Source organism: Thermostichus sp. MS-CIW-41 (genome assembly GCF_054058915.1).
In genome coordinates this window covers 19,014-40,719 of sequence record NZ_JBSSBO010000017.1, presented here as the reverse complement: position 1 = coordinate 40,719, position 21,706 = coordinate 19,014, and the positions used below count along the sequence as shown (strand labels likewise).

General features: G+C 58.9%; 18 protein-coding genes. 10 read left to right on the top strand and 8 right to left on the bottom strand.

All coding sequences use genetic code 11. From position 1 onward, the window contains the following. Positions 1 to 31: 31 nt before the first annotated feature. The 7 genes from ACVWXE_RS07060 (at position 32) to rsgA (ending at position 8,457) form a co-directional block, all read left to right on the top strand. Positions 32 to 1,252 (top strand): DUF445 domain-containing protein, encoded by a 1,221-nt coding sequence (locus ACVWXE_RS07060; protein ID WP_011434466.1) that lies wholly within the window; start codon positions 32 to 34, stop codon positions 1,250 to 1,252. 40 nt (positions 1,253 to 1,292) lie between these two features. Continuing rightward, entirely contained in the window at positions 1,293 to 2,954 is a 1,662-nt protein-coding gene (locus tag ACVWXE_RS07055; RefSeq protein ID WP_457489929.1) for a bifunctional metallophosphatase/5'-nucleotidase, read from the top strand. A gap of 156 nt (positions 2,955 to 3,110) precedes the next feature. Then, on the top strand, positions 3,111 to 3,848 hold the full coding sequence (grpE, locus tag ACVWXE_RS07050; RefSeq protein WP_414407151.1) for a nucleotide exchange factor GrpE: 738 nt from the start codon (positions 3,111 to 3,113) through the stop codon (positions 3,846 to 3,848). 179 nt (positions 3,849 to 4,027) lie between these two features. Then, entirely contained in the window at positions 4,028 to 5,836 is a 1,809-nt protein-coding gene (gene dnaK / locus ACVWXE_RS07045) for a molecular chaperone DnaK (RefSeq protein WP_414329166.1), read from the top strand. Between the two features lie 130 nt (positions 5,837 to 5,966). Then, complete coding sequence (dnaJ, locus tag ACVWXE_RS07040) at positions 5,967 to 7,151, top strand: molecular chaperone DnaJ (RefSeq protein ID WP_011434470.1); 1,185 nt, start codon at positions 5,967 to 5,969, stop codon at positions 7,149 to 7,151. Next, positions 7,148 to 7,417, top strand: coding sequence for a sulfurtransferase TusA family protein (locus ACVWXE_RS07035; RefSeq protein WP_457489928.1), 270 nt, complete (start codon positions 7,148 to 7,150; stop codon positions 7,415 to 7,417). The genes dnaJ and ACVWXE_RS07035 overlap by 4 nt, the downstream gene beginning before the upstream one ends. Then, a complete protein-coding gene (gene rsgA / locus ACVWXE_RS07030; RefSeq protein WP_457489927.1) occupies positions 7,414 to 8,457 on the top strand; it encodes a ribosome small subunit-dependent GTPase A in 1,044 nt (347 codons plus the stop codon). The genes ACVWXE_RS07035 and rsgA overlap by 4 nt, the downstream gene beginning before the upstream one ends. Before the next feature lie 237 nt (positions 8,458 to 8,694). On the opposite strand, the gene ACVWXE_RS07025 is transcribed toward rsgA, so the two are convergent. The 5 genes from ACVWXE_RS07025 to rpmH form a co-directional block, all read right to left on the bottom strand. Continuing rightward, positions 8,695 to 9,276, bottom strand: coding sequence for a Uma2 family endonuclease (locus ACVWXE_RS07025; RefSeq protein ID WP_457489926.1), 582 nt, complete (start codon positions 9,274 to 9,276; stop codon positions 8,695 to 8,697). A gap of 181 nt (positions 9,277 to 9,457) precedes the next feature. Next, positions 9,458 to 10,039, bottom strand: coding sequence for a Uma2 family endonuclease (locus tag ACVWXE_RS07020; RefSeq protein WP_457489925.1), 582 nt, complete (start codon positions 10,037 to 10,039; stop codon positions 9,458 to 9,460). An 88-nt stretch (positions 10,040 to 10,127) separates the two neighbouring features. Beyond that, positions 10,128 to 13,712: a chromosome segregation protein SMC gene (gene smc / locus ACVWXE_RS07015; RefSeq protein WP_457489924.1), complete on the bottom strand. Its 3,585-nt coding sequence runs from the start codon at positions 13,710 to 13,712 to the stop codon at positions 10,128 to 10,130. An 83-nt stretch (positions 13,713 to 13,795) separates the two neighbouring features. Continuing rightward, entirely contained in the window at positions 13,796 to 14,197 is a 402-nt protein-coding gene (gene rnpA, locus ACVWXE_RS07010) for a ribonuclease P protein component (RefSeq protein WP_414355543.1), read from the bottom strand. Between the two features lie 93 nt (positions 14,198 to 14,290). Further along, a complete protein-coding gene (rpmH, locus tag ACVWXE_RS07005; RefSeq protein ID WP_011434477.1) occupies positions 14,291 to 14,431 on the bottom strand; it encodes a 50S ribosomal protein L34 in 141 nt (46 codons plus the stop codon). Positions 14,432 to 14,657: 226 nt separating this feature from the next. Between rpmH and dnaA the strand changes: the two genes are divergently transcribed. Further along, the gene (gene dnaA / locus ACVWXE_RS07000) at positions 14,658 to 16,061 is read left to right on the top strand and encodes a chromosomal replication initiator protein DnaA (protein ID WP_457489923.1); all 1,404 of its coding nucleotides are present in this window, start codon (positions 14,658 to 14,660) and stop codon (positions 16,059 to 16,061) included. Between the two features lie 155 nt (positions 16,062 to 16,216). Continuing rightward, positions 16,217 to 16,900 (top strand): hypothetical protein, encoded by a 684-nt coding sequence (locus ACVWXE_RS06995; protein WP_457489922.1) that lies wholly within the window; start codon positions 16,217 to 16,219, stop codon positions 16,898 to 16,900. Between the two features lie 122 nt (positions 16,901 to 17,022). On the opposite strand, the gene ACVWXE_RS06990 is transcribed toward ACVWXE_RS06995, so the two are convergent. The 3 genes from ACVWXE_RS06990 to ACVWXE_RS06980 form a co-directional block, all read right to left on the bottom strand. Further along, positions 17,023 to 17,844, bottom strand: a complete 822-nt coding sequence (locus ACVWXE_RS06990; protein ID WP_457489921.1) for a class I SAM-dependent methyltransferase — start codon at positions 17,842 to 17,844, stop codon at positions 17,023 to 17,025. Between the two features lie 107 nt (positions 17,845 to 17,951). Then, positions 17,952 to 19,874, bottom strand: coding sequence for an ATP-dependent zinc metalloprotease FtsH (gene ftsH / locus ACVWXE_RS06985; protein WP_414418620.1), 1,923 nt, complete (start codon positions 19,872 to 19,874; stop codon positions 17,952 to 17,954). 136 nt (positions 19,875 to 20,010) lie between these two features. Continuing rightward, a complete protein-coding gene (locus ACVWXE_RS06980) occupies positions 20,011 to 20,886 on the bottom strand; it encodes an SDR family NAD(P)-dependent oxidoreductase (protein ID WP_457489920.1) in 876 nt (291 codons plus the stop codon). A gap of 226 nt (positions 20,887 to 21,112) precedes the next feature. Here ACVWXE_RS06980 and ACVWXE_RS06975 point away from each other — a divergent pair, with 226 nt between their 5' ends. Next, positions 21,113 to 21,700 (top strand): hypothetical protein, encoded by a 588-nt coding sequence (locus ACVWXE_RS06975; RefSeq protein WP_457489919.1) that lies wholly within the window; start codon positions 21,113 to 21,115, stop codon positions 21,698 to 21,700. Positions 21,701 to 21,706 lie beyond the last annotated feature (6 nt).

Sequence of the window (21,706 nt, the reverse complement as noted above, 5' to 3'; positions counted from 1 at the left end):
AGAGTAGAAGAGAGCACCCTCAATTGCTTCCATGGCCTTCTGGATCTACGTTGTGCCCCCGCTGGCCGGGCTGGTGATCGGCTATTTCACCAACGACATTGCCATCAAAATGCTGTTCCGGCCCTACCGCCCCTATCGGGTTTTCGGCTGGCGCATCCCCTTTACCCCCGGCCTGATCCCGCAGAACCAGCCTCGTCTGGCCAAGCAGATCGCCAAGACCATCATGGGATCCCTGCTCACGCCGGAGGAACTGCACAATCTGGCCCGTAAGCTGCTGCAAACCGAGCGCATGCAAGCAGGGATCCGCTGGCTGCTGGGGGTAGCCCTGGATCGGCTGCAAAACCCTGAGCAACAGCAGCAAACTGCTCAGGTGTTGGCGCGCATTTTAGCCGACCTGTTTAACGAGTCGTTGCCCCGCCTGGTGAAGGTGCTGGCCCGCCAAGAAACCTTTTTGGAAGGGCCCATTAACCAACTGTTCGACCAAGTGTTGCTGGAGCTGCGCCTCAGCAGCGAGCAGGCTAAGCAGCTCTCGGAGTGGATCTTGAAGCAGGCGCTGCCCCCAAAGGTGTTGCGGCAGAACTTGGTGGACTTTCTCACCGATCGCAACATCGAATCCCTTGACGAGGAGTTTCGTGAACGAGCGACCGGCTCCTACTGGGTGGTGGCCAACTTGTTCGGCCTGAAAAATGCCCTGTTGCGCCTGCGCACCTATTGTCTAGAAGAGCCGGAAGGGGCAGAAGCCATCTTGGAAGATCTGCTCAAAGACATCAACGCCTCCCGCCGCCTGACCGAGATCCTGCAGAACCTCTCGCTGCAAAACCTGCCGGTTTCCGCCGTGCGTCAGTTGCGCCGTGCCCTCCGCGACGGGATCCAAGATTACCTGCGCAGCCAAGGGCCAGAGGTTATCAAAGGGCTGGGGGAGACCATCGATTGGGAAAAAGTGGCCAGCCTGGTGTTGGGACGCCTGCGCAACTCCAAGGCGTTGATCACCTCCATCGATCAGATCAGCGCCGACCTGGCTTTGGTCTTGGAGCGCTACCTAGAACGGGATCTCGAATCCCTGATGATGCAGGTGATCCCGGTGTTGAACCTGGATCAGGTCATTGCCGATAAAGTCAACGCCACCTCCCCTGCCGACCTGGAGCAGGCCATCCAGCAGATCGTGCGCCAAGAACTCCAGGCCATCGTCAACTTAGGCGGCCTCCTCGGCTTTTTGGTGGGCTGTGTGCAGGTGCTGTTCTTGCTGGGCTGACGAGTTTGGGTTGGGCTTTGACTTTGGCTATGATATAAGAATGCGATTAACAATTCTCCACACTTCGGATCTCCATGCCAATCTACATCCCTGGAACTACTTCACCGGGATCCCTGCGGAGCACGGTCTAGCCAAGCTGGCCACCCTCATCAAGCGCGTGCGAGCAGCCAGTGAGGATCCCGTCCTGCTCATCGACAGCGGCGACACCATTCAGGGATCCCCCTTGGGCACCTACTATGCGCAAGTGGAGCGCGTCTCCCCTCACCCCTTGGCTCATGCTCTCAACGCCTTGGGCTACGACGCCTTTACCCCTGGCAACCACGACTTTAACTTTGGGCTGCAGGTTCTCCGGGATTTTGTCGGCGATCTCCGCTGTCCGGTGCTCTGTGCCAACATCCTCCGCCAGAATGGGGATCCCCTCTTCCAGCCCTACCTGATCCGGGAATTGGCCGGGGTTCGCGTCGGCCTGTTGGGGCTGACCACCCCCCGCATCGACACCTGGGAGCGCCCGGACTACATCTTGGGCCTACGCTTTGCCCCCCTGCTGGAGACTGCCCGCCACTACCTGTCGCTGCTGCGACCTCAGGTGGATGTTTTGATCTTGATCCTGCACAGCGGCCCCAACCAATTGCCCCCCCTGCGCACCCCTGAGCATTGGCACAACCCGGATCGCTCCGGCTGGTGCAGCAACAAAAGCCTGGCAGGGGAAAACGAACTGTTGGCCCTGGCCGAGCTGGACGGCATTGACGTCATCCTCTCCGGCCATACCCACCAGACCATCGCCGGTCTGGGGGGATCCCCAGCTCTAGTGGTGCAGCCCGGCTATTGGGGCAGCCACCTCTCCCAGGTATCCCTGGAGCTGGAGCGCCAGGGCAGCCGCTGGCAAATCATCAGCAAAAGCGCACAGCTCCTCTCCGCCGAAGGGATCCCTCCCGATCCCGAACTCTTGGCCTTGACAGAGCCCTATCATCAAGCCACCCTGCGCTACATCCGTCAGCCCATTGGCCAAGCCCGTTCTGCCTATAGCGGCGGTCTGGCAGCCCGTCTGGGGGCCAACCCTCTGGCAGAGCTGCTCCATCAGGCCCAATTGCAAGCAGTGCGGGAGGCAGGATTCCCCGCAGAGCTCTCCCTGGTCAACATCTGCAGCAGCGCCGGCCTGTCAGCAGGCCCCATCTCCCTGCAAGATGCCTACAGCCTCACCGTCTACGACAACACCCTCTGCGTTTTGGAGATCACCGGAGATATTCTGCGGCGCGCCCTGGAACAGACTGCCGGCTATTTTCGCCAGTTGGATCCCAATCACCTTCCCGCCGATCCTGCTGCCGTCGTGGCCCCCGAAGCCCGCGGCTACACCTTCGACCTCTACCACGGCATCGACTACTGCTTCGATCTCACCCGCCCCGTAGGAAAGCGCCTGGTGACCTTACAATTCCGCGGACAGCCGGTGGAACCAGCACAGACCTTTCGCCTGGCCATTAACCACTACCGAGCCGGCGGCGGCGGCGGTTACAGCATGTTCCAAGAAGCCCAAACCCTGTGGATCTCAGCCGATAGCATCCGCGACTTTCTGGTCTACTATATTCACACCCACTCCCCCATTCAACCCATCTACAGCCCCAACTGGCGCCTAATCCCCGACTTGGCCAAGATCTACTTCCCCGATTGCCTGAGCCGGCCACGGGAACATCTGCTGGTCGGCTAGGAAAGAAAAGATATTGACTTCAACTGGCTGAAAGAGAACCCGGTAGAATACGATCAACACAGAGCCTGGTTTGGCTGAGTGCAGCGGCGGTTTTGAAACTGCCAAACTGGGGATATCCGAGTCACTGCTCATTGCTAACACTTGCCGACATCGCCCATGACTGCCGAAGAGAAGCAACCGATGGCCCCAGAAGATACCTATCCTGAACTACAGGAAGAAGAGATCGACGTAGAGGCAGAGCTGGAGAAGCTGATTTTGGAAGATAGCGAAGCAGAAGCCGGTACCTCCTCCGGAGAAACCGCAGCTGAGCCTTCTCCAGATCCCGGTGAAGCTCTCAAGCAGCTCCAGCACGAGTTGGAAGTTGTCCGCCAGCAACTCAAAGAGAAAGAAGACGCCTACCTGCGCCTCTACGCCGATTTTGAAAACTACCGGCGGCGTACCCAGCGGGAAAAAGAAGAGTTCAGCCAAAAAGAACGGCAGAAATTTGTGCTGGAGATCTTGCCTGTTGTGGACAGCTTTGAGCGGGCTCAGCAGCAGCTGAAGCTGGAAACCGACCGCGAGCGGGAGTTGCACAACAGCTACCAGAGCGTCTACCGCCTGCTGGTGGAATGCCTGAAGAAGATGGGCGTCTCCCGCATGAAATCGGTGGGCCAGCCCTTCGACCCCAACCTGCACGAAGCCATAGCCCGTCAGCCCAGCCCAGACTATCCCGAGGATGTGGTAGCCATCGAATATCAGCCGGGTTACAAGTTGGGGGACTTGGTGATCCGTCATGCCATGGTGGCCGTCTCGGCGGGCAGCCCCAGCTCTGAACCATCCCCCCCAGCCCAAGCCACCATCGAAGCTGGTCCGGAAAACACGCCCGCCTCTCCCCAAAACCCCCAACCTTCCTAGCCGAACTTGCTCACTTGAACCTTGACAAACAGAGCCAGAGCAGTCTCAGAAACGCTACAGTAAAGCTACGGAGACGAAAGCAACGTCTGAAGGTTTCTGCGGGATTCTGGGCAGAATGCTTTTAAGATCCGTGGAATTGCGTTCTTGAGTTGAGACTTGGCGCACGGGAAGAGGGGGCTATGGGTAAAGTCATCGGGATTGACCTGGGAACCACCAACAGTTGCGTGGCGGTTTTGGAAGGTGGTCAGCCCGTTGTGATCACCAACGCCGAGGGAGGGCGCACCACCCCCAGCATTGTCGGCTTCGCCAAGAACAACACCCGCTTGGTGGGCCAACTGGCCAAGCGCCAGGCGGTTACCAATGCTGAAAACACCATCTTCAGCATCAAACGCTTCATTGGCCGCACCTTTGCCGAGACCGAAGATGAGCGGAGGCGGGTTCCCTACAAAGTCATCCCCGGTCGAGACAACATGGTGGAAGTGGCGGTGCAAGATCGCGCCTACACTCCGCAGGAGATCTCCGCCATGATCCTGCAAAAGCTGAAGGCCGATGCGGAGGCCTATCTGGGGGAGCCGGTGACCCAAGCCGTGATCACCGTTCCCGCCTACTTCACCGATGCCCAGCGGCAGGCCACCAAAGATGCGGGCACCATTGCCGGCCTGGAGGTGCTGCGCATCATCAACGAGCCGACAGCAGCCGCCCTGGCCTATGGCCTAGACAAACAAGATCAAGACCTACGCATTCTGGTTTTCGATTTGGGTGGCGGCACCTTCGATGTCTCGGTGCTGCAACTGGGCAGCGGCGTGTTTGAGGTGCAAGCGACTGCCGGCAACAACCACCTGGGGGGGGATGATTTCGACCAAAGAATTGTCGATTGGCTCATCCGTCAGTTTTTGGAGACGGAAGGGATCGACCTCTCGCGGGATCGCATGGCCCTGCAGCGGATGCGGGAGGCTGCTGAGAAGGCCAAAATTGAGCTGTCCAGCACCCAGGTTACACTCATTAACCTGCCTTTTATCACCGCCGACGATTCGGGGCCCAAGCACCTGGAAGTGGAGCTGACCCGCGGCAAGTTTGAGGAGTTGGTGCGGGATCTGGTGGAGGCCACCGTGGAGCCTACAGAACAGGCGCTGCGGGATGCTGGCCTCTCCCCTGCAGACATCGACCGCGTGCTGCTGGTGGGCGGCTCTACTCGTATTCCCGCTGTCCAGGAGAAAATTCGGCAAATCTTCAAAAAAAACCCAGATCGCTCCGTCAACCCGGACGAGGCGGTGGCCCTTGGCGCTGCCATCCAGGCAGGCGTGGTGGGTGGAGAAGTGAAAGATCTACTGCTGCTGGACGTGATCCCTCTCTCGATTGGGGTGGAAACGCTGGGGGGAGTCTTCACCCGCATCATCGAGCGCAACACCACCATTCCCACCAGTAAAACCCAGATTTTCTCCACTGCCACCGATGGCCAGAGTGTGGTGGAGATTCACGTCCTGCAGGGAGAGCGGGCCATGGCCAAAGACAACAAAACCTTGGGCCGCTTTCAGCTGACCGGGATCCCGCCGGCTCCCCGTGGGGTGCCCCAGATCGAGGTTTCTTTTGACATCGATGCCAACGGGATCTTGAAAGTCTCGGCTCGGGAAAAGGGGACAGGAATCGAGCAGAGCGTCAAGATCACCAACAACGGTGGCTTGAGCAGCAGCGAGATCGAGCGAATGCGTCGGGAAGCGGAGGCCTATGCCGAAGAAGATCAGCGCCGGCGGCAGTTGGTGGAAGCCCGCAACCAGTCAGATAGCCTGCTCTACAACTACGACAAAACCCTGCAGGAGCATGGCAATCGCCTCAGCGAAGCTCGAATCCAGCGGGGGGCTCAAGTGGCGGGCACATTGAGGGCATTGCTGGCAAATGATAACGTAGACTTAGCAACTTTACGGAACGCAATGGAAGAACTGCGGGCTGTCCTGCTGGAGATGGGTAGCGAGATCTATGGAGCTCGCTGAGGATTTTAGGCAACTGCTTGCTCTCCCCCAGCTCCGGTGCCTTGTAGGTCTACTTCGGTTGTGCTGCCTGACAAGTTGCATATCAAGTGTGTCTGATGTTTTGATCTTTAACCTCTTCTGAAGCGCTTCTATGGCTCGCGACTACTATGAAATCTTGGGGGTTAGCCGCGATAGCTCCAAAGAGGAGATCAAGCGCGCCTATCGACGGTTGGCTCGTAAGTACCACCCGGATGTCAACAAGGAGCCAGGCGCCGAGGAGCGCTTCAAAGAGATCAACCGTGCCTATGAGGTGCTCTCTGATAATGAGCTGAAAGCCCGCTACGATCGCTTTGGAGAAGCGGGTTTGAGTGGAGCTGCTGCGGCAGCAAGTGGATTCCAGGATTTTGCGGGGATGGGTGGCTTTGCCGACATTTTCGAGAGCTTTTTCACCAACTTTGCAGGGGCAGGAGCCAGCTATGCCCGCAGTCGCCAGGGGCCGGTACGGGGCGATGATCTGCGCTTTGACCTAAAACTGGAGTTTCTGGAAGCCATCTTCGGCGGCGAAAAGCAGATTCGCATCAGCCACTTGGAAGTCTGCAACGTCTGTGGAGGCAGCGGGGCTAAGCCCGGTACGGAGGTGAAAACTTGCCCCACCTGCGGGGGCAGTGGTCAGGTGCGGCGGGCAACCCGCACGCCGTTTGGCAACTTTACCCAGGTCTCGGTTTGTCCCACCTGTGGTGGCAGCGGTCAGGTGTTGGAGGAGCCCTGCTACAACTGCAATGGCGAGGGCTTGGCCCAAACCACGAAGAAACTGCGCATTAACATCCCAGCCGGCGTGGATAGTGGCACCCGTTTGCGGGTTTCCGGGGAAGGCGATGCCGGTCGACGCGGTGGCCCGCCCGGGGATCTCTACGTCTACCTATTCGTGGAACCGGATCCCGACTTCCAGCGAGATGGCCTGACCATTCTCTCGGAGGTGCGGGTGAGCTATTTGCAGGCCATCTTGGGGGCCAAGGTCTCTGTGCCCACCGTGGACTCGAAAGCCGGCCTGGAGGAGGAGGTGGAGCTGACCATCCCAGCCGGATCCCAGCCGGGTACAGTGCTGACCCTGGAGGGCAAGGGGGTACCTCGCATTGGCAACCCGATGTCTCGGGGCGACCACCAAATCACCTTGGTGGTGGAGATCCCCACCCGCATCAGCTCGGAAGAGCGGGAATTGCTCATGCGCCTGGCTGAGCTGCACGGAGAACGCATCAACAAGCGGGATGGTTTCTTGGGCGGGTTGTTGCGGGGGCTGGCCCAGATGCCTGGCAACCGGGAGCGTGAGGAAGAATGACTGCAGAGGCTGTTTCGTCGGAAGAGGTCAAGTTTATCCTTGACCAGCGCGGGATCCCTTGCCCACTTAACTACGTGCGGGCGAAGCTGCGCCTGGAGCGCATGGCTCCTGGAGAACTGCTGGAGCTATGGCTGGATGCGGGAGAACCTCTGGAGCAGGTGCCCAACAGTCTAGCCATGGCCGGGCATCGGATTGAGGGACAGGCAGCTGCCCCCGAAGGCCATTACATTCTCTGGGTGCGTCGTGGCACGCCTGCGTCGCCATGAGCCCGGTGAAACCAGAAGGAAAGGGGGATCCGCGATCCAGCTGTACCGGCTGGGTGCGTGCAGCGCAGGCCAACTTTTATCGCGTGCGGATCGATCCGAGTTTGGCCGCCCTTTTTCCCGAGATCCCGGCTCGGTTTCCGGTTGAAAAGCCCACGCCGGCAGAGATTCTCTGTACCAGTCGGGCCAAGCTGAAAAAAATGGGTCAGCAGGTGATGGTGGGGGACTGGGTGGAGGTGCGCTTGCCGCCTGCTGCCGCCGACCTCTGGCCGGAGCGGGGGGTGATCGAGGCGATCCTGCCGCGGCGCACTCAGCTGCCTCGACCCGCTATTGCCAACGCGACCCAAGTTCTGGTGGTGGTGGCCCTGGCCGAGCCCGACCCTGAGCCCAACGCCCTCAGTCGTCTGCTGGTGCAAGCCGAGGCCAGCCAACTGCGGGTTCAGGTGGTGTTGAACAAATGCGACTGCGTGGATCCAGAAGTGGCGACAACTTGGGTGGAGCGTCTGCAGAGGTGGGGATATGAGCCTCTGTTGGTCAGTGCCCACACCCAAGCTGGGATCCCCCAGTTGCAACAGTGCTGTCGAGATCAGATCTCGGTGGTGATGGGCCCTTCCGGGGTGGGCAAATCCAGCTTGCTCAATCGGCTGCTGCCGGACGTTCGGCTGGCTACTCAGGCCGTCTCCAGACGTTTGGGCTATGGTCGGCACACCACCCGCCATGTGGAGCTGTTTCCTTTGCCGGAAGGCGGTTGGATCGCCGATTCGCCGGGATTCAATGCTGGCGAAGGGATCCCGCTGGTGCATCCTTTGCAGTTGATACGGTGCTTCCCCGAAGTAAGGGATCGCTTAGGTACCTGTCAGTTTCGCGATTGCCTGCACCATCGAGAGCCGGGCTGTGGGCTCCGAGATCTGGATTGGGAACGACGGACTTTTTACTTGCAGCTTTTGCAAGAAGTCCAGCAGGTGCAAAAGGCATCGGTGGGCCTTATCCAGCCTGGCCAAGATCCCAGTCTCGCCAGAATTGCGCGAAAGACCCCAATCTGAGGACTATAAGGACTATAGTCGTTTCAGGTTACGGTGAGACGCCTGGGCCACTGAGAAAAGCCTTCTGGCGTCCTGCATCCAACGTTTCAAGTATAGGCAAAGTGTCTTGGTTTGAATCGAAAACGCTGACGCGACGACGCAACCAACGTTGCAATCCTTGCTGCTCCGGCTTGCCGGTTCGATGAAGAGTATCAATATACAGGAATAAGGAATTGCCAATCTTAGAAAATCACCCTGTCAAGCAGACCAGATCTTGCGGATGGGCAAGGTGAAGCCCGGCAGCACGTCCTCTCCCGATAAGGTTTCCGGATCTTCGACCAATTCCGGCGCTTGCCCTTGTCGGTAGATCATCACCCGCTTGGCCTTGGGATCCAGCAGCCACCCCAGCCGACAGCCGTTATCCATGTATTCTTGCATCTTGGCCTGAGTTTGAATCCAAGAGTCGGTGGGCGAGAGGATCTCCACCACAAAATCGGGGCACAAGGGCAAAAATCCTTGGCGAGTTTCCGGATCCAAAGCTTCCCACTTTTCAATCGGGATCCAGGCCAGGTCAGGGGAGCGGTCGCTGCCTGAAGGCAAGGAAAATCCGGTGGAAGAATCGAAACTTTTCCCTCTGCCCGATTGCCGGTTCCAAACATAAACTTCCCCGGCAATTTCGAAGTTGAGGTTGCCCGTTTCCCCACCGGTTGGAGACATGATGACCAGTTCTCCTTGGGCAGTACGCTCCAGCTTCAGCTCAGGATTGGCCGCACAAAGCCGGATAAAATCCGTCCGAGTCAACTTCATCAAAGGAGTTAAATCCAGCTTCAGAGCAGTCATGGCAGTATGGCTTCGCCTGTTTTTAGCCTATCGCTCAACATTTTTACTGCGGCTTCTTCCAACGTTGGGAGAGTTCTGCAATTCCGATCCCTGTCATGCAAGAGATCCATCTGAGTTAGCTGGGTTAAGGGTGTGGAAAAAATCTGTATCAGGGATTGTGAATCCGTGAAAGTTACTAACGTTAGGCAGACCAGATGTTGCGGATGGGCAAGGTGAAGCCCGGCAGCACGTCCTCTCCGGATAGGGTTTCCGGATCTTCGACCAATTGCGGCGCTTGCCCTTGTCGGTAGATCATCACCCGCTTGGCCTTGGGATCCAGCAGCCACCCCAGCCTGCAGCCGTTGTCCATGTATTCTTGCATCTTGGCCTGAGTTTGGATCCAAGAATCGGTGGGCGAGAGGATCTCCACCACAAAATCGGGGCACAAGGGCAAAAATCCTTGGCGGGTTTCCGGATCCAAAGCTTCCCACTTTTCAATCGGGATCCAGGCCAAATCAGGGGAGCGGTCGCTGCCTGAAGGCAAGGAAAATCCGGTGGAAGAATCAAAGCTTTTCCCTCGGCCCGATTGCCGATTCCAAAGGGTTAAGTCTGTGGTGATTTCGGCATTCCAGTGGCCGGTTTCCCCGCCGGTTGGAGACATGATAACCAATTCTCCTTGAGCGGTACGCTCCAGCTTCAGGTCAGGATTGGCGGCACAAAGCCGAATAAAATCTGCTCGGCTCAGGGTTGTCAGGGGGGATAGATTCAGAGTCAGAGCAACCATGGCAGGCGTTTGGACACTCCTAAACCATTCTTAGAATGAGTCTAATGGGACCTCAGGATTTGCCCTCTGCTCTTAACCAAGCTACATCTTAACTGGGGTGAGGGGCGGGTTTGGTCAGGCCGATCACCTGAGTGTATGCACCGCGGGCTTGGGTTACACCAATGGTGTGCTCAGCTTTTTCGATCATGGGGCGGCGTAAACTGACCACCAAAAACTGCGCCTGACGAGATTGCTGCCAGATCATATTGGCCAATTTTTCCACATTGGCCCCGTCCAAAAACATATCTACTTCATCAAAGGCGTAAAAGCTGGAAGGGCGGAATCGCTGCAGAGCAAAAATAAAGCTGAGGGCTGTCAAGGATTTTTCTCCTCCCGACATGGCGCTGAGACGGCGCACCGGCTTACCTTTGGGGTGGGCCACCAAGGTTAGACCGCCTGCGAAGGGATCCTCTGGGTTTTCCAATTCCAAATGACCATCCCCATCGGAAAGTTGGGCAAAGATGGTTTGAAAATGGCCGTTGACGGCATGAAAGGCATCCAAGAAGGCTTGCCGACGCAGGGTGGAAAAGTTCTCGATGCGCAGCAACAACTCGGTGCGCTCTTGGTGCAGGGTTTCCAGTTTGGCGCTGAGATCCCGCAGGCGAGCTTGGGTCTGTTCGTATTCGGCAATGGCCAGCATGTTTACCGGCTCCAGGGATCGCAATTGCTCTTCGATTTTGCGTTTTTGCCGCTGCAGCTCGTCTAAGGTCAGGGTGGCGGGCAAGTCGGGCAGCGGATCCGGCAGCTCTTGAACCACCGCTTGCAGTTGGGTTTGCAGTTGGGCCAGCAGGGCCTCTTTTTCCTGTTGTTGGGTGAGGGCGTTGTAGCGTTCCCACTCCAGGCGTTGGATCTGCTGTTGTTGGGCCCGCAGTTGAAATTCCTGCCGATCTCGCTCTTGGCGCAGGTGGGAAAGTCGGGCCTCGATCTGGCTCATCTGTTGCCGTTGCTCGGCAAGGTGTTGCTGGATTTGGCCAAGGGTGGCTTGGGCTTGGACGATTTGCTCCTGCAGATAGGCTTGGCGCTGTTTGCTCTCCTGCAGGCGCTCCTGGTGGTGCTGGATTTGGGCCTGTTTCAGGTGTTGTTGGCCGGAGTTCTCCTGCTGTTGCCGCTCCAGTTGGGTCAGTTGCTGCTGCAGCTCTGCCAAGCGACTTTCTTGCTGCTGCACCGCCTGCTGCAGTTGCTGCCAATGCTGGTTCACCGGGGATCCCTCCAGTTGGCTGAGCTTGAGGGCGAGATCGGCTAGGCGCTGTTGCAAGGGATCCCAACGCAGTTGAATCTGCTGGAGCCGCTGCTGGATCTGGTGGCTTTCGCTTTGCCTTTGCGCCAGGGATCCCTGCAGGTGTTGCAGGCGGGCCTGTTGCTTTTGGCAATCGGCTTGGTGACGCTCCAGATATTGCTGGGCTTGCAGGGCGTCTTGGCGAGCCAGGAGCAGGGCTTGGGCCAGTTGTTTTTCGCGGGCTTGGGCTGCTTGTAGGCGCAGGGTGAGGGCGGCCAGCAGTTCCTCCAGCTCGGCCAAGCGGGAGCGCAAGGCTTCTTCTTCCGATGGCGATAGCGAGACGGAGCCCTTGTGTCCGCCGGCAGAAAAGTGGATCCCAGCTCGCTGTGGGCCGCTGCCGCCGGTGATGGCTCCTGAGGTTTCCAGCAATTCCCCTTCCAGGGTGACCATACGGTGCTTGCCGATGTGGGGCTGGGCCAGCTCTAGGCTTTGGAAAACCAGGGTGGAGCCGAACACAAAGCCGAAAACATCCCGGTAGCGCTCTTCAAAACGCACCAAACGAATGGCATAGTCGATCAGGCCGTCCAATTTCAGGGGGCTGGGGGGGCGGGTGGGCTGGAGCTTGTTCAAGGGCAAAAAGGTGGCGCGTCCGGCTTTTTCCCGTTTCAAAAAGTTGACGGCGCTCACGGCCACGGTGTCATCTTCCACCACCACAAAGTGCAGCCGGTTGCCTGCTGCAACCTCCAGCGCCAGTTGATACTGGGGATCCACCTGCCCCAACTGGGCCACCAACCCCAAAACCCCCGGCAGACGGGCACTCAGGATGGCTTGGGTCGCCCGGGATCCCTGGGATTCTTGCAACACTTGGCGACGGGTTTCCCATTTGTCCAGTTGCCGCTGCTTGGCGTGCAGCTCGACGGTGAGGCGCTCGTGGGTGGCGCGATCCAGCTCCAGGCTGGCCTGCAGTTGCGCCAGCTCTTGGGCCAGGGTCTGAACCTGAGCTTCCGACTGTCGGCAAGTGTGTTCCAACTCGGCGGTGAGGGCCAGGTGGGATCCCAGCCACGCCTCGATCTGGGCAATCTCCGCCTGGATCTCTTGGCTTTGCCGTTCCAGTTGCCGTTGTCGCTCTTGCAAGCGAATTTGCTCCTGTTGGAGAGGCTCCTGTTCGGCGCGAAGTTCCTCAATGTGGCGGGTGAGGTAGCGCTGCTGTTTCACCCAGGCATCGGCGGATTGGGCTAGGGCGCGCAGTTGTTCGCGGCTCTGTTCCAGGCTGGTTTGGGCTTTCCGAACCTGGGCCTGCAGGGATCCCTGGGCTTGGGCCAGTTGCTCTTGTTGGCTGTGCAGGTGTTCCAGCTCCGCCTGCAGATGCTGCTGTTGGGCTTGGCACTCCTGATGTAGGCGCTGCGCTTGCTGGATCTCCTCCTGCCAGGCTGCGATCTGTTGGCTGACCTGTTGCCGCTGTGCTTCGGCGGCGGCGATTTGGGCTTGCAGGTGCAGGTATTCCTCCTCTCCAAGAGCATGGATGCGGCTTTGCAACTCGGTCAGGGCGGCTTCGGCTTGCTGCAAATGCTCGCTCAAGGTCTGCACCTGAGCGGTGGTCTGCTCCTGAGCCTCCAGAAGCTGCTGAATGGCCGCCTGGGTTTCTTCCACTTGGACTTGCAAATGCCGCCAAAGCAACACCTGTTGCTGCTGCTCCAGCGTTTGCAACTGCAGCCGCAGTTGCTGATAGTGTTGGGCCTTTTCGCTCTCTCTGAGCAGCCGCTCTCCTTGAGCTTGCCATTCCTGTTCGATGAGCCGAAAGCGCTCAATTTGTTCCCGTACCGCCTCCAGCTTGCTGTTGGCCTGGGCGATCTTGCGGTCGAAGGTGGCCACCCCCGCCAATTCGTCGATGATCTGCCGCCGTTCCTTGGGGTGCATGGAAATGATGCTGGTGACATCCCCCTGTAAAACGACGTTGTAGCCGTTGGGGTAGATGTGCATCGCCTCCAGTTGTTCGTGCAGCTCGCTCAGGGTACAGGGCACATCGTTGATGTAGAAAGTGCTGGTGTAGGGGAGAGAATCCGTCCCGCTATCGCGAGTGGGATCCTCAGCCTTTCCGGGCTTGACCCGCAGCCGGCGACTGACTTTCCATTCCCTGGGCTGACCATCTTCTCCCGGCCCCAGCTCAAAGGTGACAGAAACATGGGTTTCCACCTGCAGATTGCCGTTGAGGCTGCCGGAATGCACCAGATCCAAAAGCCTCTCTGCCCGCATCCCCCGCGAGGACGATAAACCCAGCGCGAACAGGATCCCATCCAGGATGTTGGACTTACCGGAGCCATTGGGGCCGGAAATGACCGTAAAGCCCGGCAGCAGGGGTATCGAGGTTGTGCTACCAAAGGACTTAAATCGGGTCAGCTCAATCCGCTTGACGTACATGACACCCCATATCTAGCGTGACCACCGGCAGATGATGGCAACAGGCTAGCATGGGTAGCAAAAACCTGTGCAGCTCAAGTTTCTTAGGACGGCTTGGCATCTGAGTCTGCACCTGTTGAGTCTACATCTGTGCCGACGAGCAGATCGGCCTTTTGTAAAAGACGATGCACCTCTGCCCTCAGCTCCGGCCAGCGGTAGGTCAGCAGGTTTGCTTTGGAGATGAACAGCAGCCGGTAGCCGGGTTTCAGGTTTGGGCACAGGGGGCGCAAGATTTCTCGCAACTGGCGGCGCAGCCGATTCCGCTTTACGGCAGATTTGCTCACCTTTCTGCCGATCACCAGCCCCACTTGGCTAGGGATCCCTTCGCACCCTGCGGGCATCGGCTGAAACAACAGGGTTAAGCCTGCACCGGAACGACGTTGGCCCCCCTGGTAGAGCGCCTGAAAAGCTCGTCGATCCCGCAATCGATGAGGAGCCGGCAACATTGGGCACCGAGGAGAGTCTGCCCCAGAAGTCAGCGAGTTTTGGGCTGCAACGCTCCAAAAAACCAAGACAAATCAAATCTCTGACCAAAGGGCTTAGGAAACCGCCAGGCGATAACGCCCCTTGGCCCGCCGTCGCCGCAAGACCTGACGCCCAGTTGCCGTTCGCATTCTGGCCCGAAACCCAGAGACGCGAATGCGTCTGCGATTGGTGCCACGAAGGGTACGCTGAGTCATGGTGAGAAGCCAACCAATGAAGCCAAGATCATTTGCCAGAGCTGACCAGACTGCCATTCAGCCTGCTGGCAACTGATCACAGGTGGTTAATCTTAGCAGACTCAATGGAAAATTGCTAGATTGGCCACCCCGCGCCGAGCAGTTAAATTGGGAATCCCGAAGCTCCTGTCGAGGAAGCCGCCGCTGTTTCCTCTGGGCTTCTGCTGTGTCGCTCTGAGTGTGTGGTGTGGATATTTCCCTGGATCAGCTCTGGGATGAAGCCCTGTGTCATCTGCAGGTGCAGCTCAGCCGCCCAACCTTTGAGGCTTGGATCAAAACGGCGCGGGCTGAATCGTTGGTGGACAACCGCCTCACCATCTGTACCCCCAGCGAATGGGCACGGGGCTGGCTGCAAAAGCACTACGCTTCCACCATCACCGAGGTGGTGCAGCGGGTAGCCGGGATCCCTTTGCAGGTGGAGTTTTCCGTTTCCCCCCACGCTTCTGTCGAGGCAGAACCCCCTTCAAGGGCGATTTCCCCAACATCGGGCAGAGCCGGCAGCTTACCTGCCTCCACCACCCTAGGACTGGAAGTCGGCGGCAGCCTGCCGATGCGGGCGCCGGATCTCAACCCCAAGTATTCCTTCTCACGGTTTGTGGTCGGCCCCAACAACCGCATGGCTCACGCTGCAGCTCTGGCTGTGGCCGACAAGCCTGGGCGCGCCTACAACCCCCTGTTTCTCTGCGGTGGGGTGGGTCTGGGCAAAACCCACCTGATGCAGGCCATTGGCCACTACCAACTGGAGGCCAATTCACGCGCCAAGGTCTTCTACGTGTCCACCGAACGGTTTACCAACGATTTAATCGATGCCATCCGGCGAGACAGCATGCAGTCTTTCCGGGAGCACTATCGGGATGTGGATATTTTATTGGTGGATGACGTTCAATTTATCGAAGGCAAAGAGTACACCCAAGAGGAGTTTTTTCACACCTTTAATACGCTGCACGAGTCCGGCAAACAGATCGTACTGGCCGCCGACCGCTCTCCTCATCTGATCCCGCGTCTGCAGGAGCGGCTTTGTTCTCGTTTCTCCATGGGTTTGATTGCGGAAATTCAATCGCCCGATATCGAAACCCGCATGGCCATTCTCAAGAAGAAAGCCGAGTACGAGGGAATGAACTTGCCCGCAGAGGTGATCGAGTACATTGCCACCACCTACACCAGCAACATCCGCGAACTGGAAGGCGCCCTGATCCGCGCCGTCGCCTATGTTTCCATTTCCGGCTTGCCGATGAGTGTAGAGACGATTCAGCCCATCCTCAATCCCCCCAGCGAGCCGAAAGAGATCACCGCCGACATGATTACCGATGTGGTCTGTGAAGAATTCGGCATCGACCGAGACAGTTTACTGGGATCCTCCCGCAAGCGCGACATCAGCCAAGCACGGCAAATTGCCATGTTCTTGATGCGCCACTACACCAACCTCAGCCTGCCCAAAATTGGCGACTACTTTGGGGGAAAAGATCACACCACCGTCCTCTATAGCTGTGAAAAGGTCAGTCAGCTACAGCGGCAAAGTCTGCAATTTGAACGGCAACTGCAAAAATTGGTCGAGCGCTTGCGGGTGGTTGCCAACAGCCGGAGCAGCTAGGCTTTCTGTTGTCGTTGAACCGTCTTTGAGGTGTTGTTGCCGCCCTTTGGCTCTGCCCGTCTGCGTGGAGAATCCCTCGGAAAGCGGCTACAGTAGGGACGCGATGCATGGGGTTGCAGGCGGTGAGACAGTCTGGCAAAGGGCTTCGCCTGGGTATGCTGCTCCTCTGGGCTGGACTGGTGCCTGAGCGGCCGGTTTGGGCCAATTCCCAGCAAGCCCCTATTCCAGATCCGGTGCCGGCCACCCTCTCAGCCGCTTTGGATTTGGGCTTGGATAGCCAACTTTTGGAAGACAGCCCCGTGTTGCGCCGCTGGCTGCAAAACCCGCCCAATCTCCTGGAAGAAATCCGCAACACCCCTGTCTTGCCCACCCGCTTGCAGGCCGGCTTTGAGTCCTCTTCGCACTGGCGAATCAGCCTGCAGGATTTGCGCCTGGGAGATCGCCTCACCCTCAGCGGTGACTATCGCCAATCTTCCGAACATCCCGAAGTGCGCCAGTACGGGTCGGAGATGCGTTACTTTCTGGCCCCCATGGGATCCCGTTTTAATCTGGCGCCACAACTGGGGTATCGGGCTTTGGAACAAAAGAACCGCAGCCTCAGTGGAGTTAGCTATGGGGCTTTTGCTGTTTTGGCCTTGGCTCCCGGAGCTGCAGATTTGACCGGTAGCTACAGTTGGGTTGCCCCCCAGGAGCCGGAAGAAGGACAGGCCACCCTGGCGGAGATCACCGCTGCCTATGCCATTAGCCCTTCTTTTCGTCTTTCTGCTCGCTATAGCCTGCGCAACTCGACCTTGGATCGGGAGTTTAGCTTTGGCGTTGGGCTAGAGTGGATCCCATAGAGTGCGCCCTCACTCCTAGTCTCTCTCTTGGTGGAAGAGGAGGGCTGGGGATCGACGCGACTTGGATTTGGGTGATGGCTCCGCTCTGGACTCAATGAATGGCCACCTCAACCCAGCCCAGATCAGAGGCGCACTGCCCGCACAAAGGCCACCCAACCCAAGCTGAGATAACGCTCCAACTGCAGCCCCACCTGTTGAAGGTGCTCGCGCAACTGGGTTTCCGAGAAAAAATGAAGGCCGGTGGCTTCCAGCCATTGCTGCACCATCTGCCCCCATCCCTGTACCTGCTGGCTGTGCATCGAGACAAAGGCTCCTCCCGGTCTCAACACACGGGCAATTTCCCGCAAACAGGGATCCAAAGGCAATTCGTTCAAGGTGGCCCCGCTGATCACCGCCCCAAAAGTTCCAGAGGCGAGGGGAAGCTGTTCAGCCCGAGCCCGCATCAGGCTGTAGTGCTGCCAGTGGGGCTGCGCTTGTTGAGCGGCTTCCGCCAATACCCCTGCTGCATTGTCCAGGCCGATCACCGTCCGTTGTGGATCCTTGGCCAGGAGCAAGCGGCTCCAGTACCCCCCGGCAGTGCCCAAATCCAAGATGGGATCCCCCTCCCCCACCAACTCGGCCAGCAGTTGACCCTCCCGCTCGCTGCCAAAGCTCTCCCCCGTCAGTAGCGACAGAGCCCAGGGCCGCCAGAGGCGATCGTAGCCCCAGGCGAACCCAGGCAGATGGGCAATGGCTTGGGCCGGGGTGAGATGCAGGTCCGATGAGCTGCCGATAAAATCCACAGCCCCAGAAGCGGTGATGGGGTAAATTTGGCCACAACTGGGACAATAAACCCGATCCGCCACGGATCCCTGTTCCCGCCCTGGTGATTGGGTCAACCCTTCCCGACCGCAGCTCAGGCAGCGATAAAGGTGAACCGGCAAAGCAGAGAGCGAAGAGAGCATGCGACAGCCCAACGCAACCCAAAACTCGCGAGGAAAAGGGGGCAGCTGCCGGGATCCAGCCCCAACAACCCCCCCAGTTGTCTATCTGGCAATGGAGATGGGATCCCCTAGACCAGCTTTGGACTCCGTCCCGCTTCCGCAAGTGGACTGGGTAGGCCGACCTTCTCCGGGATGGGCACATACTCTGAGACAATCGCCCGGAATTCGTCGCCATCCAGGGTTTCCCGTTCCACCAAGGTATCGGCCAATCGATCCAGCAGAGGGCGGTGCTCCAGCAAAATCTGCTTGGCTTTCTGGTAACAGCTCTCCAGGATCTGCCGCACCTGGCGGTCGATCTTGGCGGCCACATCCTCCGAGTACTCGACGCGGTTCATCCAGCCGCCGCCCAAGAATACCTCGTTGTTGGGGGGATCCAACATCAAGGGCCCCAGCTCGGACATGCCAAAGCGGGTCACCATCTGCCGCACCAGATTCGTGTTCTGCTGTAGGTCGTTGCTGGCTCCGGTGGTCACTTCCGAGTAGCCGAAGACGATCTCTTCAGCCGCCCGACCGCCAAAGCCCACCACCACCCGATCCAGCAGCCAAGCGCGGCTATACATACCCGAGTCGATCTGCTCCTCGTTGGGCAGTTGCTGGGCAAAGCCACCTGCGCCGCCGGAACGGGGGATGATGGTCACCTTGTTCAAGGGATCCGCGTGGGGCAAAAGTGTCATCAACAGGGCATGGCCACACTCGTGGTAGGCGATCAGGCGCTTGCTCTTGCCGTCCAGAAGCGGCGGCTTGGTCAGGCCGATGGTGATGCGGTCGATGGCATCGTCAATGTCTTGGTTGGTGATGGCCATGCGCTGACGGCGGGCCGCCAAAATGGCCGCTTCATTGAGCAGGTTGGCCAGATCCGCACCGGCAAAGCCGGGGGTACGGCGGGCAATCGCCTCTAGGCTGACCTCTTCCGCCAGCTTCTTGTTGCGGGCATGCACCCGCAAGATCTCGTAGCGCCCCTTGAAACTGGGCCGATCCACCGTAACCTGGCGGTCGAAGCGGCCCGGACGCAAGAGAGCCGCATCCAACACATCAGGGCGGTTGGTGGCGGCAATCACGATAATGCCGGTGTTGCCCTCAAAGCCGTCCATCTCCGTGAGCAACTGGTTCAGGGTTTGCTCGCGTTCGTCGTTGCCACCGCCGATGCCAGCCCCCCGCTGCCGGCCCACCGCGTCGATCTCGTCGATGAAGACGATGCAAGGCGCATTCTCCTTGGCCTTCTTGAAGAGATCCCGTACGCGAGAGGCACCCACCCCGACAAACATTTCCACAAACTCAGAGCCGGAAAGGCTGAAAAAGGGCACTCCTGCCTCGCCGGCAATGGCCTTGGCCAGAAGGGTTTTGCCCGTCCCCGGCGGCCCCACCAACAACACACCCTTGGGGATCTTGGCCCCAACAGCGGTGAAGCGCTCCGGCTTCTTCAAGAAGGTGACCACCTCTTGCAATTCTTCTTTGGCTTCTTCAATCCCGGCCACATCGTCGAACTTAACACCGGTTTTGGCTTCCATCTGAAAGCGGGCCCGCGATTTGCCGAAGTTCATTGCCTGCCCAGGGCCGCCCGCTCCAGCACCGGCACGCCGCAGGAAAAAGAACAACCCTCCCAACAGCAACAGCGGGATCACCAGGTTGCCCAGAAGCGCCCAAAAGGCGCTGCCATTGCGGGTGGGTACCACTGCCACTTCGATCCCCTGCTCAGTGAGGCGGTCCACCAGTTGCGGTACGGTGTTGGGCAGCAGGTTCACTCGGTAGCGGGTGGAATGCTGGGTCTGGGGATCCACAGCCGTAACTTCAGCTACCAGATTGTTGTCCGTGAGGCGCACATCCGTAACCCGCCCCTCCTCGACGTAGCGCAAAAAGCGATCGTAGGTGAGGGCCGAGGCCAAAGCTGCATGGGCGGGTGCAGGCTGCAGCACCAGGCCGGATCCCTGCCAGAGACAAAAGCCCAGCAGGAGGGCGATCAGCCAGCGCTGGGGAGATAGAGGCTTGTTCATAGGGAAGAGAACGCTCGGTTATTAAAAGTCCTTTAACAAACTTAACCTGTCCCTCCTGGAAGGCACAACCCTACCCCCGCAAGGATGAGCTCCTGAGGGATCCCTGCCCCATCCGATGCCCGCCACAAGCCTGCAGTTAGGCCGAGCCGGGGGATCCCAGACCATCCAGCCCATAGACGCGCCGCCACATAGAGTCGGCCAGAGAGGCCGGCAGCAGCCGCATCAGCCCCAACGCCACCTTGCCCCCTGTGAAAGCAGTGTAGCGGTCGGAAGGGTGAGGATCCGTCATCGCCCTCAGGATCGGCTCCACCACCTTCTCCACTGGCCAGGCCATTTTGCTGAACGAGCTGGCCAGATCGGCGGTCTTGTCCAAGATCGCTTTGTAGGGGCCGTTGGGGTTGACAACGGCAGCAAAGGTTTCTTCCGCCACGCGGCCAAACTCGGTGGCTACCGGCCCCGGCTCGATCAAGATAACCTTGATGCCGAAGGGGGCCACTTCCACCCGCAGGGCGTCGCTGAGGGCCTCCACAGCAAACTTGGTGGCGCTGTAAACGCCGCTGAAAGGCATGGACAGCTGGCCGGCCACCGAGCTGAGGTTGAGGATGCGGCCACTGCCCCGTTCCCGCATTTGGGGCAAGAGGGCACGGGTGAGGGCGTGCAAGCCAAATACATTCACCTCAAACTGGCGCCGCATGGCCGCCACATCCACCTCTTCCACCGGCCCCATCTGGCCATAGCCGGCGTTGTTCACCAGGATATCCACCCGGCCAAAGTGATCCAGAGCCTTTTGGGCCAGCGCCTCCACCTGGGCCGTATCGGCCATGTCGGTGGGCACCACCAGCGCCTCCGCTCCCCGACTCTCCACCAAGTCTTTGACGTTTCGCAGCAGCCCTTCCCGGCGGGCCGCCAGCACCAAGCGAGCCCCGCGTTTGGCCGCCTCCAGAGCGACTGCTTCCCCAATTCCAGCAGAGGCACCAGTAATCAGCACCACTTGATTGGCAAGTGAAGGCATGGTTTCTTTTATCCAAACTCTCCACCATCCTAGAAGAACGACCGGGATCCCTGGAGAGGGGCAGCTCCGTCTTCCGAACTTCTGGATTCGGCATCCGCTATCATGGCTACATTGGGTAAACCCAGAAAACAGCCGGGACAAAGCCCGATAGACAGGTCTCTGCTTGGGCTGAAGTCCTATGGTGCTTTGATTTAAAGTAGAGAGTTGTGTATAGGGTGCAGCGACTGTGAAGTACTTCTGCAGGCGAGTTGGCCGAGGTCGATCTCTCTCCCCGGAAGAGCGTTGGGTTGTTACTGAGGTTCGATTGGCTCAATTGCTCAGGGCAGCGGAAGCCAACTTGCGGGCCAATTCTGAGTTGCGCCAACAGCAGCAGGAGCAGCAAAAGCAACTGGAAGCCGAGCGCCGCCACAGCGAAGCCCTAAGAGACTCGACCGCCGATTTGCGCACCAGCGTGATGGAGCTGCGGGAAGGACAGGCCCTTTGGCAGAGCCATGTGGAAGAGCTGCGCTCTTGTCTGCGGGAGCTGCTCAAGGAACAAAGCGAACTGGTGCAGATTGTTGCCCAGCAGCAGCACATCCTGAAGGATTGTCAGGAAGTCATCCGCGCCATGCTGGAGCAAATGCGAGATGACCACCGAGACTTCCGCTCTGCCATCAGCATTTTGCTGGAGGAGCTGCACCAAACCGTGCGCTGTTTGGTTATCAGGTCAGGTGGCACGCTACCCAAGCCCGTTCGCCATCCCGAAGTGCCGGAGACGGATCCCAGCTCTCAGCCGACCGATTCGGCCTCGCCTGGGGAAGGCTCTTCGTCCTAGGGATCT

Excerpts from the sequence above, each read along its gene's own strand:
- ACVWXE_RS07060 (WP_011434466.1), top strand. The coding sequence starts at position 32 with ATGGCCTTCTGGATCTACGTTGTGCCCCCGCTGGCCGGGCTGGTGATC.
- ACVWXE_RS07055 (WP_457489929.1), top strand. The coding sequence starts at position 1,293 with ATGCGATTAACAATTCTCCACACTTCGGATCTCCATGCCAATCTACAT.
- grpE (WP_414407151.1), top strand. The coding sequence starts at position 3,111 with ATGACTGCCGAAGAGAAGCAACCGATGGCCCCAGAAGATACCTATCCT.
- dnaK (WP_414329166.1), top strand. The coding sequence starts at position 4,028 with ATGGGTAAAGTCATCGGGATTGACCTGGGAACCACCAACAGTTGCGTG.
- dnaJ (WP_011434470.1), top strand. The coding sequence starts at position 5,967 with ATGGCTCGCGACTACTATGAAATCTTGGGGGTTAGCCGCGATAGCTCC.
- ACVWXE_RS07035 (WP_457489928.1), top strand. The coding sequence starts at position 7,148 with ATGACTGCAGAGGCTGTTTCGTCGGAAGAGGTCAAGTTTATCCTTGAC.
- rsgA (WP_457489927.1), top strand. The coding sequence starts at position 7,414 with ATGAGCCCGGTGAAACCAGAAGGAAAGGGGGATCCGCGATCCAGCTGT.
- ACVWXE_RS07025 (WP_457489926.1), bottom strand. The coding sequence starts at position 9,276 with ATGACTGCTCTGAAGCTGGATTTAACTCCTTTGATGAAGTTGACTCGG.
- ACVWXE_RS07020 (WP_457489925.1), bottom strand. The coding sequence starts at position 10,039 with ATGGTTGCTCTGACTCTGAATCTATCCCCCCTGACAACCCTGAGCCGA.
- smc (WP_457489924.1), bottom strand. The coding sequence starts at position 13,712 with ATGTACGTCAAGCGGATTGAGCTGACCCGATTTAAGTCCTTTGGTAGC.
- rnpA (WP_414355543.1), bottom strand. The coding sequence starts at position 14,197 with ATGTTGCCGGCTCCTCATCGATTGCGGGATCGACGAGCTTTTCAGGCG.
- rpmH (WP_011434477.1), bottom strand. The coding sequence starts at position 14,431 with ATGACTCAGCGTACCCTTCGTGGCACCAATCGCAGACGCATTCGCGTC.
- ACVWXE_RS06995 (WP_457489922.1), top strand. The coding sequence starts at position 16,217 with ATGCTGCTCCTCTGGGCTGGACTGGTGCCTGAGCGGCCGGTTTGGGCC.
- ACVWXE_RS06990 (WP_457489921.1), bottom strand. The coding sequence starts at position 17,844 with ATGCTCTCTTCGCTCTCTGCTTTGCCGGTTCACCTTTATCGCTGCCTG.
- ftsH (WP_414418620.1), bottom strand. The coding sequence starts at position 19,874 with ATGAACAAGCCTCTATCTCCCCAGCGCTGGCTGATCGCCCTCCTGCTG.
- ACVWXE_RS06980 (WP_457489920.1), bottom strand. The coding sequence starts at position 20,886 with ATGCCTTCACTTGCCAATCAAGTGGTGCTGATTACTGGTGCCTCTGCT.